The sequence below is a fragment of the Cytobacillus solani genome (assembly GCF_001420595.1).
GTDB lineage: Bacteria > Bacillota > Bacilli > Bacillales > Cytobacillaceae > Cytobacillus > Cytobacillus solani.
Window position 1 is genome coordinate 1,849,611 of record NZ_LJIX01000006.1, and the last position, 15,272, is coordinate 1,864,882.

General features: G+C 31.8%; 12 protein-coding genes and 1 pseudogene. 9 read left to right on the forward strand and 4 right to left on the reverse strand.

The genetic code is table 11. The features are described 5' to 3' along the window. The 7 genes from AN957_RS11100 to AN957_RS11130 all read left to right on the forward strand — a co-directional run bounded on the left by AN957_RS11100 (nt 1) and on the right by AN957_RS11130 (nt 9,326). Entirely contained in the window at nt 1-2,241 is a 2,241-nt protein-coding gene (locus AN957_RS11100; protein ID WP_056684092.1) for a tyrosine-type recombinase/integrase, read from the forward strand. Beyond that, nucleotides 2,216-3,211 (forward strand): helix-turn-helix domain-containing protein, encoded by a 996-nt coding sequence (locus AN957_RS11105; protein WP_056684095.1) that lies wholly within the window; start codon nt 2,216-2,218, stop codon nt 3,209-3,211. Before AN957_RS11100 ends, AN957_RS11105 begins: the two co-directional genes overlap by 26 nt. After that, on the forward strand, nt 3,211-3,603 hold the full coding sequence (locus tag AN957_RS11110; RefSeq protein WP_056684098.1) for a hypothetical protein: 393 nt from the start codon (nt 3,211-3,213) through the stop codon (nt 3,601-3,603). The genes AN957_RS11105 and AN957_RS11110 overlap by 1 nt, the downstream gene beginning before the upstream one ends. A 66-nt stretch (nt 3,604-3,669) precedes the next feature. Next, nucleotides 3,670-4,896, forward strand: a complete 1,227-nt coding sequence (locus AN957_RS11115; RefSeq protein ID WP_056684101.1) for a tyrosine-type recombinase/integrase — start codon at nt 3,670-3,672, stop codon at nt 4,894-4,896. A 658-nt stretch (nt 4,897-5,554) separates the two neighbouring features. Continuing rightward, nucleotides 5,555-6,772, forward strand: a complete 1,218-nt coding sequence (locus AN957_RS11120) for a hypothetical protein (RefSeq protein ID WP_056684104.1) — start codon at nt 5,555-5,557, stop codon at nt 6,770-6,772. Nucleotides 6,773-6,777: 5 nt separating this feature from the next. Next, a complete protein-coding gene (locus AN957_RS11125) occupies nt 6,778-7,344 on the forward strand; it encodes a hypothetical protein (RefSeq protein ID WP_056684107.1) in 567 nt (188 codons plus the stop codon). Further along, on the forward strand, nt 7,332-9,326 hold the full coding sequence (locus tag AN957_RS11130) for a coiled-coil domain-containing protein (protein ID WP_056684111.1): 1,995 nt from the start codon (nt 7,332-7,334) through the stop codon (nt 9,324-9,326). Before AN957_RS11125 ends, AN957_RS11130 begins: the two co-directional genes overlap by 13 nt. A gap of 280 nt (nt 9,327-9,606) precedes the next feature. On the opposite strand, the gene AN957_RS11135 is transcribed toward AN957_RS11130, so the two are convergent. The 3 genes from AN957_RS11135 to AN957_RS11145 all read right to left on the reverse strand — a co-directional run bounded on the left by AN957_RS11135 (nt 9,607) and on the right by AN957_RS11145 (nt 12,529). Further along, nucleotides 9,607-11,199, reverse strand: coding sequence for a hypothetical protein (locus tag AN957_RS11135; RefSeq protein ID WP_056684114.1), 1,593 nt, complete (start codon nt 11,197-11,199; stop codon nt 9,607-9,609). Nucleotides 11,200-11,226: 27 nt separating this feature from the next. After that, a complete protein-coding gene (locus AN957_RS11140; RefSeq protein ID WP_056684118.1) occupies nt 11,227-11,442 on the reverse strand; it encodes a hypothetical protein in 216 nt (71 codons plus the stop codon). Between the two features lie 487 nt (nt 11,443-11,929). Continuing rightward, complete coding sequence (locus AN957_RS11145; RefSeq protein WP_056684121.1) at nt 11,930-12,529, reverse strand: hypothetical protein; 600 nt, start codon at nt 12,527-12,529, stop codon at nt 11,930-11,932. 140 nt (nt 12,530-12,669) lie between these two features. On the opposite strand from AN957_RS11145, the gene AN957_RS11150 reads away from it, so the two are divergent. Next, nucleotides 12,670-12,981: a helix-turn-helix domain-containing protein gene (locus AN957_RS11150; RefSeq protein WP_056684124.1), complete on the forward strand. Its 312-nt coding sequence runs from the start codon at nt 12,670-12,672 to the stop codon at nt 12,979-12,981. Nucleotides 12,982-13,731: 750 nt separating this feature from the next. After that, nucleotides 13,732-13,983: pseudogene (locus AN957_RS11155) on the forward strand (arsenate reductase/protein-tyrosine-phosphatase family protein); the annotation flags it as partial. 414 nt (nt 13,984-14,397) lie between these two features. Here the strand turns inward: AN957_RS11155 and AN957_RS11160 are convergent. Then, the gene (locus AN957_RS11160; RefSeq protein ID WP_056684128.1) at nt 14,398-14,622 is read right to left on the reverse strand and encodes a hypothetical protein; all 225 of its coding nucleotides are present in this window, start codon (nt 14,620-14,622) and stop codon (nt 14,398-14,400) included. Between the last annotated feature and the right edge of the window lie 650 nt (nt 14,623-15,272).

Sequence of the window (15,272 nt, forward strand, 5' to 3'; positions counted from 1 at the left end):
ATGGGGAAGAATCTGTATGAACTAGCTATTGACCAAATAGCAAAAAAATACAAGGCAGAACTTATGGATGAAGAGATAGACGATGCTAATCCTCAATTCGAGGAAGAAAAGATAGATGAAATATCTATTAATTTCTATAGTCTATCAGAAATCCCATTTGACAAAATACAAGACTTTAAGGTAAGTAAACTAAGTACTTTTAAAGATACTCTTTGGGATTGGAGGCAAGAGGGAAGCCCAATTTATAAAGATGATTGCTTTTTTTCTTGGGACAAAGAAGTTTTAGAAGGTGTTTCGCTGCTTTCAAATGAAAACAGATACCTTTGTTGGTTGCTCAAAATGATAGCGTTTTATTCCTTGCCTCAAAATGCCTGTTTACAAAATGTAAAGTCTTTTAATACATCGAAAAAAAATTTGTGGAGTTTACAAATATTAGGGAAGTTTCTTTATAAACATAGGCTTTTTATTGATATTCAAGAAAATGGGTCTTTTACTAACACTTTTTACTTAACAAAAGATCATTTTACAGATTTTATCAAATATGATTTGAAAGATTCAAGTGCTATCTATGACTTCGCTAAACAGGTTAAACATTGGGTGGGACTATCTAAAAACAAGTTGATTCCAGTTGATTATCGCCTGAATTTTGAACCGTTCGATGCAGATATGTATTCAAAACTCGCTAAAAATGCGGAAGATAATAAGGGCGAGTATTTGCCTATATCAATTGATACTCTTTCGGAGTTAGTTCCTTATTGCATAGATAATATTGAAAAAAAATCTGTCGAAGTTTTGAAACTCTACACTGCCCTTTGGCCCATTATAGCCGGTGGGGATATTGCTAAAATCCAGTCCTTTGAATGGGGGAAGGCTATTATAAATTTGTTGAATATGGATTTGAAGATATTAGATCTTCAAAGCTATAAATTTACGGATTATAGTCAAGTTACGATGAGCAAAGACTTAAATAATAAACTTAGATATGCCGTTAACAATCATCCACTTTGGAATAAGCAAAATCCAAATTATAGCTCTAACATTTGGAAATTAAAGCAAAGTGAAGTAATAAATATAGCCTTGGATTTAGGGATTGAATTAGAGAGTCTAGACATTGCAATTGTATATGATGTATTTAAAATTAAGATGAAGGCTATCGAACTTGTAACGGAGTTAAGAAATTCATGCGTTTTCATTCTCTTTTTGGTTACGGGAATGCGAAATAGTGAAATGTATCTTCTTGAAGCTAATAATTGTTGGCCAGTTAAAGGGTCAGAAGATGATTTTCGAATCAGAATAACTGTTTCTAAAACATCCGAAGGTTCTACAGGCGATCCGATTATCCTTCCAGTACCAAAAATAGCATATAAAGCATTTATTTGCTTAGAAGCATTAACAGAAAAGGCTCGTATATCGAGAAAATCAAAGAAATTGATGATTAGTTCTACTTCAAGCTTCGGAAAAGAGATTCTTGCTCGAAGTATCAATCAGTTTCTTAAACGTTGGTGTGAAGATCTTGGAATAGAACATATTCATCCCCATCAGTTTCGTAAAACTATTGCTATGTTTGCAATTTATCAAAATCCGAACAACATCAGTGTTATTAGAAGACTATTTTCCCACAAGAGTCTAGCGATGACTCTCTCGTATATAGTGAAAATGCCTGGTATGGCTGAAGAAATCAAACTTGCTGTTATTGAAAAAAATAAAGAGTTACTTAGTGAATTACTTGAGGCTATAGACAAAAAATGTATTGGCGGTCAAGCAGGAAAAAGGATTAAAAGATTAGTTGATGAATCAACTATATTTAAGGCCAAATTGAATGATGACGGTTGGGAGGGCCTTGAGCAGTATATTCAAATCTTACTACAGGACGGTTTAAATATTTTGCATCGGACATCTTTTGGAGCAATTTGTACAAATACTCATTCAGGATTAGTTCATTTAGCGCCGGAATCTTGTAATTGCAATGTTACGGATTGTAGTTGGTCTGTATTCACCGTCAACTCGATAGAAGACCTTGAAGATACTATCAAATTTCATGCTAATTTTATAAAAGATGAATATTGTAGTGAGAGTCAGAAGCGTTTTTCGAACAAAACTATAAGGGATTGCATTGAAAGGTTGTACGAATTAAAAGGAATTGATTATTTAAAAAGCTGTTTTCCTGATCTTGTAAGAGAAAGTTTCTTGATTTCCGAGACGGGGAGGGATAATTATGGCAAACAAAATATTAAAGCATGATGAAGCACTTAAACTAGTTTATTCCGTAATTGCATCGTTGCGAGAAAGTGGAAAGGAAAAAATTGCGATTACTGAGGTGGCTGAAATCTCTGAAGTTAGTCGTGCAACTATTTATTCGAAACACCCCGATTGGGTTGAAGTACGTGATGTCATAAAAAACAATAAGCCATCTTCAAGGCTCAAAATAGCTTCGACAAAAAAATATGAGGAAACCAAGTGGCAAATAGAAGCTCAACGTCTTGAAAATGAATTAAGAACTTGCCAAGAAACTTTAGATTTCATAAGTGGGCAGGCTGACAATGTATTCAAGAAACTTCTTGATGAACTTCATAAATATATGTATCTAGCCAAAAAGACACCTGAACGAATAGAAAAAGAAACCAATTCTCTTATCGAGTTAAATGAACTAAAAGATCGTTGTGAATTCTATGAAGCAGAGATTAATAGATTAAAAATTGATTCAGTTCGCAATGCCAATATGGTTCCCTTTGTTAAAAAAGAAATAATTGATGTGTACTCGGAAACTCAAAGATCAAAAATAACTAATTTAGATTTACTTGAGTTAACTTATGAATCTTTATTGAATATAAATAAATTATTTAGTAAAAGTTATCCTCCTAAAATCGTTTATGTATTATGCGGAAACTTTGCTAGTGGTAAATCCTCTTGGATTGTAGATCACAAACCACAAAATGAAGGTTCAGTAGTGTACTTTGATGGAACAAATCATTCTCAATTAATAAGGAGAATGATCTTGAAGTATATAAGAAATTTAAATTCTGATTGCAAGATTGTTTGTGTGAGAATTTTATGTGATACGAAAGAGTGTTTAGAGAGAAATGTAAGCGAGAGTAGGATTAGACTTAAAACTACTATTCCTAGTGATTTAATAATTAGGTTTGCTGAGAAATTTGAAGAGGTTTCGATTAATGAAGGATTCAATGAAATTATCATCGGAGGGCGCGCTTGATGTCTGAATCGGGGCGTATTAAAGGAGCTAACAACGTAAAGGCATTTGATGAATTTATTAAGCTACATTATCTACAGGGCGATTGGCACAATTACCTTAATCCAAGTAAAGGAAAGTTAAGAAGATCACAAATATGTGCAGAGTGTGGCTTTAGTAAAAGTGCCTTGATACAAAATCCATTCCTTAAAGATATGTTAAAAAATCTTGAGTTGAAGTTACTGCAAGAAGGAGTGTTAAGGAGTAATTCCTTTCAGCAGGAAGATCTTAATTTTCCTGACCAAAATGAGTTTGTTAAGTCATATGATGAAAAGTTAATGAAACTGAGAGAGAGTATGGATATGGTTAATAAAATGATTGCTTTATACAAATTGGAATTGGAAAGATTAGATTAATCCATTTTAGTAATACCTTATGTCTTCTTATAAGGCTAAAATGTTAAAAAGGTAGTGGAAGGTAATATGTATCTGTTTAATACTGATGGCTTGAAACATACTGATGTATCCCCTAAAGATACTGTTCCCATCTTTTTAGATGAAGACTTTCGAGTTATAGAAGGCCCAAGTTATTGGGCAATTGAATTAGCGCAAAAAAGGTCTAGAAGTATAGAAACGCTAAAGCAATATACAACGGTGTTAGCAAGATTTCTTCAATGGCGAGATGATAAAGGGATCAAAGCAATGAGTTGGCAATTGACAGATGAGGATGTAATAAACGCTTATATCGGTTATTTAATAAATAATAGAGACTTTGAGGGTAGACCAAGTAATAAAACTATTGAGGATTATATAGCTACATTGAGATACTTTTTTAAATGGGCAACAGAAAAAGGATATAGACATTATTGGAATATGGAACTAAAGAAAATTACCGTTCAAATACAGGGTAGCTCAGCAATGGTTAAAACAAAAATACAAGTAGAGAAGCGAACGCGTATAGGGAATGGGTCAACGACTCATGTTGCCCGTGAGCGAGATAAGTTTATTCACAGAGAAAATATTCCTAAAATCATAGAATTAATTGATGATGTTGTATACGCCTTCATTGTGATTGTTTTATGGAAAACAGCACTGAGACCAAAAGAGTTATTCCAGTTACCATATATGGGTACAGGGTTAAATGCTGGGTTGAAACGTTATCGTGACGAAGAGTTATCAGATCTTAAAGAAATTTTGTTTCGGTTTGAATCAAAAGGAAAAGATAGGGACATCAAGTTTCCACCCGATGTATGGTCTATTATTTGTAGAAAATGGATGCCTGAACGAGTTAAACGGGCAGCAAGATACCAAGAAAGAAATAATGGTAAAATGCCACCAAATAATGCGTTGTTTTTATCCGAGAACGGGACGGTTGTTACACCAAAAATGCTTCGAGATAACTTTAACAAAGTGGCCAAAGATCCTAGGTGTCCTGAGAAGAAAATTACTCCATATATGTTTAGACATGCTTTTGCAACATACTTTGTTTTGGATAGATTAAAACAATATAATTCACTAGGAAAAGCTTATGTTTATAATGCCGTAATTGATGCTGAATTGCGTGAGTGGATGGGGCATGAGAATATAGATACAACATATAAATACTATGTCCATTTGGTAAATCGTTATTTTCATAATGGATTATTAGATGTTCTCGATGATCCTGTCAATAAAGAAATATTTGAAGCTTTTGAAAAGCTATATTTTTAGAGTTAGGTCGCAACTAGAATAATTTCTGCCTGATTGTTGCCCCAGAATATAAAATATCATATGTCTACTACATAAAAAAGAACTGGGTGATTTTTGCCCGGTTTTTATTATGCCTAAAAAGAAGGGAAAAAAATCGAGATGAAATTAGATCAATAGAGAATTACAGAAAAAATTTAAGACTCTCTCTTTTAAATCACAAGAATTCTATTAGTACGGTATTTGAATTTAGAAGAGTTATTAACATTAGATTACTCAGAGAGCCAGATATCTGATTATACATTGTAATTTTTCAAGGTTGGTTTAGGAAAATAATTGAAATAGGAATATTTATTAGTCAGTTATAGGTTTAACGTAAAAATGCCTTTGAACTGTTTGTTAATTTGACGCTGATTAATAAACACTCTGAGGGCGTGGATTTTGAGTTTTAAATCAAAATAGATAATAAATGCTAGGGTGGTAATAAAGAAGCAAATAGATATCTTTTTGTGAGTCTGAGGTACACAGTTGATGTGGGGATTAACAGCGTATTCATATTATTGGATAGGTGATTACCAATAGGAAAATAGTTGGAAAATTGGGGAATTGTAGTAAAATAGAAGGTGAGAAAGATTTTGTCGAAACTTTTGCAAAGTGAAAATGATTAAAGGGTGTTTACTTAATGTCTACGATTAACAGAGAAGTTGGAGAACAGGGAAAAGGGTTTAGGCTGCAAAGACTTAGGGCAATTAAACTTTTGTTTGAAAAAATGAATGCCTCTCAAAAAGCTGTTATCTATGCGGGAACGGAATTTTTTGACGATGTTTACATCAAAGCAATCGAAGATGAAAAGGTTGAAGTAATCGCTGAAGGTGATAAAAATTATGATTCAAAGCCTTCCTTTTCCTTTATGTCAAATGAAGTAAAGAATAGTTTAATTAGTTTTTTAGATTGTTGGTTTCAGCACGATATTAAAGGTCTTATTTTCTGTTTTTATACCAATGTTAAAATCGGTAAGGAATATAACACTCAATATCTTAAAAGTCTTAATATTAACCTTCCAGATGAACCAATAATCAAGTTGCTAATAAAAAAAGATTTCGATAAAAAAAACCTACTTTCAACTGTTAAAACAGTTCTTTTAGATGAATATAGAAAGCAATACAAGGGTAAAGAAAGTGATGGCTTTCTTCAGTTGCTTGAAGAATTGTCAGATGAATTATGGATTAGTTTTCTAAATAAAATTGATTGGAAGTTTGAACAGGAGGATGAAGAAGAACTGGAAAAAACTTTGATTGAAGAAATCCGAAAACAATCGTTTTATAAAGTTAATTTAATTGGTAAAGAATCATATGTCATTTCAGCATTATTAGACGAATTCGAAAAAAGGCAAAATATAAAAGACCATTTTGGTCGTTTAATTAATGATGCACAAGTTCGTTTGAAACTACTTGAAGTTGGTAATAACCAGTATAAAATGAGCGACCCAGTTTATGAACAATGGGAGAAGTTAGAATCTCCCGATGATAAGAGAAACGTTGATGAAAAAATTAAAGCAGTATCAATAAGTTACAGTAAGAAGAAATTAAATATGTTTGCTAGAAAAATTGGTGCTGTCAAAATAGAATTAGCCAAAATTGATAATAAGGATAAAGGAGCCTATCAATATCGAATATATGATGCTTGCGAAGAAAGATTATTGGAGATATTAGATTCATATGATGGTAGTGAAGTAGAACCGAGGGTTGTGGATGGCTGGATAGATGATTTAGTACAATTTGCAGAAACACATTTAGCCGAAAAGTCAAAGGATTTCACATACCCTTTCAAAAATAAAGACACATTAAGAAACACTATCCTTGAATTATTTGATAGTTGTTATCTTTCTTTTGATGGGTGAGAATAATGGAAAAAAATTTTGAAAATGATAAAGACAATCAGCATCTAAATGTCAAAAAAAGGATAATGTTTAACAAGGATGAGGATTACTACTTTATAACCTACAATATCTTAATTATTCTAAAAGCATTTGGTTGTAAGGATGCTAGGACCAAATGGACAGATTATACAAAATTAAGTTATATATTACCTTTAGTAGCGGATTCATCTCTTTTGGATTTGCTTATTCGTTACTTGGATAATTATAGAATCCCTCCAAAGCAAGACATTGAAATTTTAAGAGAAACTTATTTTAAAAGTAGATTAAGGATACAGTTGATTTCATCCATTTTATTTACATTAGAAACGAACGAAATGGTATCTTTAGTTAAAAATGAGAAAAGACATACGATTGATATATGGATAAATCAGGAGAAAATTCCAGAAACATTATTGAACTCAGATCTATTTGAAGTAGAGATAAAAAATATAAATAAATTAAGATCTGCAATTAGTAGATTAAAAGGTTTATCGTCTAAAACATTATTAGAAAGACTTTATAAAAACAATGGGGTGAGAGTATGGGAAGCTTAGCATTAAGAAAAATCATCTATAAAGGTGATAAATATTACTACTCATCCAAAGACCTTAAAAATGGAGTCCAAATTGTCGAGGCTGATAATGGGGCAGGCAAAACTACTTTTAGTTCACTTATTAGCTATGGCATTGGAATGTATGTCAGACAGTTTGATTTTAGGAATGATAAAGATAATCATAGTGAAATTTATAGTGATACCAACAATTATGTGCTTTTAAAAGTTTTAATAAACGAGGAGCCATTTGAATTTACAAGGTATTTCAATCCTGCAAATAGTAATGCTATTTTTGTGAAGGGGGAGAACTTTGAAGAAAGCTATCCAATATATCGTAATGCTGTAAAGAATGAAGATGATTGGATTTTCTCCGATTGGATATTATACAAGCTTGGGATAGAAGTGTGTGAAATTTTTCAGGGTGTTAGAAAATTCAGAATTAATTTCAGCGACCTTTTTCGTTTAATCCATTATGACCAAGATACTAACGCACAAAATATCTATAAAGAGCATAGGAATGATAATAATTTCGTTTCAGATTCCGCTGCAGTAAGAAAGGTTATCTTTGAATTATTAGTGGGTTATCAGTTTTCTGAATATTATTCCCTTATAGGCGATTATAACAAAACTGAGCGAGAAAAAAATACACTAAGAGAAACCCTAGATAACTATGTAGAATTGGTTAGTAAAATGGGATTCAAAATTACTGGTTTAAGCGAAGAAGAATTAACCAACCAATTGAGGGAATTGCAATTACAACTGCAAAAATTAGAACTGTATCGAATAAGTCTAAAAAAGAACCAATACAGTTCAACCCAATATGATAAGTATATTCATCAATTGAGGGAAAAACTTTTCAGAGTGGATAGTACATACATTGGTTTAAAAGCTGACAAGAGTGCAATCACTATTGAACTAAGAGATTTGCTAAGATTAAAGGAAGATTTGATTTTGGAAGTTACTCAGATTAAAAAAATCATCTTGGCACACGAAGAACTGAAACTTTTTTCTCCCAATACTTGCCCGTGCTGTTTAAGGGAAGTAACGAGAAAAGAAAATCACTGCATTTGCGGAAATTCCATTGATGAGAGTCAATATGAAAAGTTCTTTTATAGTGCTGACGAATATCTTGATATTTTAAAATCAAGGCAAAAATCGGTTGAAACAATTGAGACAGCAATTAGCTCTTGTAAAGAAGAATTAAATGATTTAAATGCAGCAATTACAAGGCTTGAGCTAGAAAAAGATAAAATTAAAGCTCAATTACAAGAAGTTGAAAAAAATATTACAAATACCTCTAATGATGTGGAGTTAAATAATGTAAATGATAAGATTTTAGAGGTAAAGTCAAATATTCAAACTGTCGAACAAAATTTAAAAAACATTGAGCAATATGAAAAAATTCAAAAGGAATTTAATTCATCTAAGGAAACATTGGCTTCATTAGCTGCAAAGTTAAGAAATATGGAAACCTCTTTGAAAGAGTTAATGGAAGTCCAAATAGAGAAGTTCGACAAAATATATAGTGTATTGATAAAGCAAGCAGATAAGAACGTAATTAAAGCTGAGTTGGATGATAATTACATGCCAGTTATTAATGATGGGGTTTACAGACAAGCAAGTTCTTATGTTACAAGAAGACTTGTATATTACTTAACACTAATCAATATGTCTATTGACACTGACAATGTTCCTTTTCCAAAGTTTTTGTTAATTGATACGCCAGAAAATTTGGGAATTGATGAGAAAAATTTAATATCCACTTTGTCGCTTATAGATGAATTATTTATTAAGGAAGAGAAAGAGCAAGGCGAAAATACAGAAAAAATCAAAGATGGAGAGCAAATTGAAGGGGAAAAGCAGTCGGAACCAAACTTTCAGATAATATTAACTACAGGTATTGGGAAGTTTCCTGAAAAGTACAAGAAATATGTTATAGAAACTTTAACTGATGAGAATAAATTACTTAAAGTAATACATTAGTAAAATTATACTTTTAGGATGGTTTCGTATTCTTTGTATCTTTCAGGTATATAGCCGGTTTGATTTCACCTTTTACAGGATTCAGGCGCTTGTGTAATATCATTGGACTAATTCCTCCGTTATAATGCGAAGGAATTAGACTCTTTTTATCTTTCAAAATACAGTGTTGTAAATCTAATTTTGACATTACACCGTTGGTAAATGCATTGGTGATCAGTGGTATATCTAGTGGGATTTATTAGTGAAATATGTAAGGGGTGATGCATTCTCATGGCCGGTATCAGTCTGTTGCATATCTCGCAATTTCTTTCATAGCTATTGCATCATCCATGAAATTTGCAATTGTTTTTGTAAGGAATTTGTTTTCAAACATAGCTTTTCTTATGTCATCTTGGGTTTTGACAGATTGAAGTCCGTTTGCATCATCAATAATTACTTTGACTATCAATATTCTTATCAAAAGGGGATTATCTGTCTTATTAATCCACTGCCATGCTTGCTCAGTTAATATCATATGGAATTTTTCATTAACAAAGGCAGCTAAGATCAGCTTCAATTTCTCTAAAGGTCCAAAAAAAAATTGCTTTAAATCACCTTTTCCCTCTTGATCTAATAGAGTTTTTATACTGTAGGCAATGGCTTTTAATGTCAATTCCTGTTTTTCTGTTAATGCTATTTTGTAACCATCAAAGTATAAAAAGGCATCTTGGTCTGCTAAATATATTCTATCCTCTGTAGAAACATTAAAAAGTTCAATAGATGGTTGAATCTGTCTATTAAATGATAATAATTGGTCTTCAATCTTAGACATTTCTTGACGTAAAGATAATTCGATATTGTTGGCTGAATCAGGTATGTAATCAATTAAAATATTCACCACTTCGGTCAGTGGGATAAACGCTTTTATATCCCGTCCAGAAAACAGCATCTCTAGAACTTCCGTACCAAGCTGTCTTTCAACAATTTGTGGCTGACCGGAATTTTTAGCTAATAAATCTAGGAATGAAAATTTATCAGGTGATAAACAAATCCAAGTATGAGCAATAGATTTTATTATCTCTGAGTATGAAAATTTAGGCCCTTTTTCATATTTACAACAAATGAAAACAAGATTCTTTAAATCAGTTGTGGCATTTAAGAAGTATATTAACATTTTCAAAGCCCCAGATTGGTTAGGAGAGGAAAAGGTTTTTAATTTATTGGAAAACCAGTGTATAAAGGTTTTTCGTGAAAAACGGTTAAAAATCACTTGGAAAAATTCTTCTTCGTCCGCAATAAACCATTTTTCAATGAATTGGATCTGCTGAAATTCGTTTGTGGAGTGTGAGAAACGAGAAAGTAATTTTTCGTAATCTACTCGTGCTGGAATTTCAATTGGTGAAGAAAGAAATTGATCAGCCCATCGTTTAGCCTTAACGCATTGATCATAATCTATATCTCCACCTACTAAAGCTCTGTTCCCCAAGCGACTCTCAATTAACATTGCAATAGATAAAATGTAAAGGTGATAGTCAAATCCTTGTGTCTTTGAATTAAAAATATCTTTAGTTTTCTTGAGATTCACTTCAAATAAAATGTCATCTTCACTATTTTCAATTTTTGAAGTTTGATATTTACTTATATCTCTGGACAATTTGAATATTTCTGCGTACCTCATACTATTTAAATCCCCTCTAACGGACCAAAAGCGTTCAGAATTTATTTTTTCTGTTGCTTTAACATAGGTCTGTACTTTATATCCCAAAAAATCTCGTTCTTCAATGTCAGCATAAGGATAAGCTTTTAATAATACTAAACTTTCCTCATAAATTTGTTCCCATTCCGAAATTGATATATTATTTGGTAAAACAGTCAAATTTATATACGTCCCCAAAATTAATTCTCCTCCAGAGCAATAAGTTTATTTTTCAGTCTCTTTTAATGGTGAAACCAATATGCGTAACCCCATTTCCTTTTCATCCCACATTTTGACCCAAGGAATCGTATCTTTAGGTAATAAAAATTCTCTGGTTTCTAAAGGTTTTATTGGATCCTTAGATACTATACAACCATGTCCAAGTGTTGCTGGATGGATTCTAACAAACCTACCTGTATCATTAAAATATATTAGCTTCATAGAAAATGCCTCCCAATAATAATGATAAATAAAAAATAGAAAAATCCCGTACCAAGTGAAGCCTAACTAAACCTAGCCGAACCGTAACACACCCCGCCAAGACCGTATTGGACCTAACCGTAATGTACCAATTTCTCTTCAGTGGTCAAGTAGGCACAAGCTTGACCAGACTAGGTAGTGTCTAGTTTCGAATTAACACTTTTCATCATCCCATGTTAAATGCCTCCAATTTGGAGGAATAATTCCTTTTTCTATCGCTCTGGATGTAAGTCCTCTATGTAAATAACAACTTCTTAACGCATGGCACGGAAAACAGAGAGTTCTCAATGTGGAAATTTTATTATTACCATAAATTCCAGACTGTTTATGATCGATATGGCAATTCTCAAGTGATATCTGTTTATGACACCTTACACATCTTCTCTTGTCTCTGTTCCAAACGATAGGGCGAATGTTGTTAAACCAAATCTCTTTAGGTAAACGACTTTTAGGCATTTCGTCGATTCCTTAATGGGATTGCTTTAAAGGAATTTACTTCAAATCGTCCAAAACCATTTGAACGATTGTCCCCAATCCCTACAAATAACCCAGCATCGTGACAGACGCTCTCTAAAAGTTCCTTATTAATTAGAGAACTATCCCATAAAATTGAAAAAGATGTCTTCCAACCAATAGATGACGCTAGTCTGTATCGAATATGTCTAGAAGAGGTTTTAGCCATTTTAACACTACGGATATCAATATAAACCTCTTGAGAAGCATCTGTTGTTATTCTCTCTTGATTAGGCACTTTTCGATTCTCGAAGACAAGTTTGTCTGTGAGTGTATCAAGAGTTGCTGCGAGTGTGCTTTGTAATCCCCGTTTAGTGAATTTAGCAGCATTTATTAAACAACGATGAATATAGCTCCCATCTACATATAAAAATCCTTCATCAGTTGTTTTGTAAGTGTTTTTCCATTCTTCAGGATTATTTCCAGCGACACCATTTTTTTCCTTTCTCTCCAATGGTATGCATTCAGGGGAAAAACAATTGAACAGTATAGGTCTAGTCCCAGTAATTTCAACTTCTGCTCTATACATCGCCAAACATAATCACCTCAAAAATATTTATGTAATAAATATTATATCCATATTTTATTGATTATATCAATAAATGGAAATATTTATTGCTTTTCAACCCTAATAAAAGTTAGCTTAAAAATATACTTTAGTAATAGGTGATATTAATGGATTGGAAAATGGAAAAAGTTGGGCTAAGAATAAAAGAGTTAAGAAAAGAATTTAATAAAACATCTAATGAGGTAGTTGAAGCTATTCATATTTCTCAGCCACATTATTCACAAATTGAAAATGGCCGTGTACCGATCACTCTTGAAAACTTAATAAAAATTTGTGATTTTTATGGTATTACCCTTTCTGAATTTTTCGATGAAAATTCAGATGAGAATTTAAAGACTTTGCTTAGTACCGCCAAAAAATTAAATAAAGAGCAAATTAAAGCCTTGAGGAAATTTTTGGAAACAATTCATAATAGTTGAAAAATCAATTAATTCTCCATAAATGTTATTGATTTTTACATCTCCGCCAATCCTTATTAAAAAGGTTAAATAACTGTCCGAGTATTATTTGTTTGTGGATCATTTTGATTTTGTTCACAATATTTGAGAATCACTGTTCATCATCTAGTGAACTACTTGTCTTTAGATTTGAAAATCCACCTTTTTTCTGTTTAAAAGTTAATGTAATTAAAAAGAGAACAGTAGAGGTAACTTACAGTTCTCTTTTTTGTTTTCCTACCCATTAATTGGGAGGTAAACAAACTATATAAAGTGGCAACTTTAAAGTGGTATATGTCAATAAAGACACAGGAGAAAAAGAAATGGTTTTAATAACTGAAGCTGGCACTGTTAATGAATGAAAAGTTTGGAATTATGGGCAATTAGTTTATAGCCCTAACGGAGTAAGGTGTTCGGATAGCTCGATACCTTCCAATGGTGTTTAGAATTCCTTATCGGTATCGAACATTTTGGTACAATAGTTGTCGAGGTAAATTAGAAAATTATAAATCCATTAATCAACAATCAGGTGCGATTATTGAACTGAATAAGTATTAATTAATCAAACATTATAATTAAATTGAAAATAAATTTACTCAATAAAAATCCATTTTGTTCATTCTTTATCAAAATGGATTTTTTATATTTACTAAAAACTATAAGTTTAAACAAACTTTATTTCATAGCACCTTGTCTTATGATAGAAATAATTGAGGTAAATATATAAGTGATATTGATATTTCCAATCAAACATCCGACATAATTGATCCTGAAATATTAAATAATGCTGATTTAGTGGTTACACTATGTGGGGATGCAGCTGATAAGTGTCCTATTACACCACCTCACGTAAAAAGGGAACACTGGGGTTTGGATGATCCAGCAAAGGCAGAAGGCACAGAAGGGGAAAAATGGGCTTTCTTCCAGCGAGTTCGTGATGAAGTTGGAGAAAGAATTAAGCGTTTTGCTGAAACTGAGGAATAATAAGACAATTGGCCAAGGGAGCAATCCCTTGCTTTTATTTTTTTCTAAACATAAGATCATATCAATAGGTTTTGTTGTTAGTGGGTACTACTATAAATTTATCAAAATTTATTATGATCACGTATGTCAGCAAGCTTAACCATCTTACTAGATTAGGGTATACTCCTGTGAGCGATTAATTGGACTATGAATAAAATATTTAAAGTGAAACCTGCTTACATAAAAGTGGAGCTAAATTTTCGATTTGTTTTTCTTCATAAATGGACTTATTTTGTTGCGACTTGATTAAATCCAATACATCTTTTAGGAGCAGTATATCAGCAACAGCTATTAATCTACCTTCAAGTAGCACTTTTGAATTGGATTTCCAAAAAAAAGCAAAGAAATTACATTCTTTGCTTAGCCAAAAGATTATTATTTAATTGGTCCCTCAAGTTCTTTTTTCAATTCGTCTGGAATCAATTCTTGCAAAAAATGAAATACAGTTCTCCCTTGCATATGTTTAGTAAAGTCATTAAAGTAAACTTTTTCTTCATCCTCAATCTTAATATCATTAAAGTCATCTTTAATTCGTTCCCACACTTCAGGTTTACTCTCTTTCAAAGCTCTCAAACTAAAACTTAGTCCATACTTTTCCATGAAAATCCCTCCACTCTTATTAATCTAGTCTCAAAATGACCAATTATTATTTATCAATACAAACAAAAGTATAAAAATAAAATATTTACACTCAAATTCTATCTTCTAAATTTCCCTATTATAACTACCAACGATAAAAAATAAAAATGGTACTTAAAAAAGGTTATCAGATTTTTCAATGTACACGTTTAACATCCAGTGTGTAGGATATAGGTAGTCGGGAGTTATCTCATCACAAACATAGCAAATTTATTATCTTCATCGATAGGCAAAAGTTCATACTTTATGCATCGAGTTCCTTTACACTTTTGTTTTTGACGTTTTGCCTTTTAATATAAAATGTCTTTTTTTAAGCTCTCCTTTAATCTTCTTCTCATTTTTTATCATACCTAAAAATACCATTTATTTTCTAAAATACTAATTGAACTATCCTGTCTTTAGTTTAAGAATAGTATTTCACAATCTCTTCTATAGTTTAACCTAGATATCTAGATATTGCTCAACAATTTAGCCCGCTTGTTGAATAGAATGACTTGCATTTAATAACAACTTTATTATTTTCTAAAAGACTTTATTGTAAATTAAACATCTTTATTATCTATGTACATTTGAAACGGAGAATATGTCTATAATACTGCTTTTCAGTACCT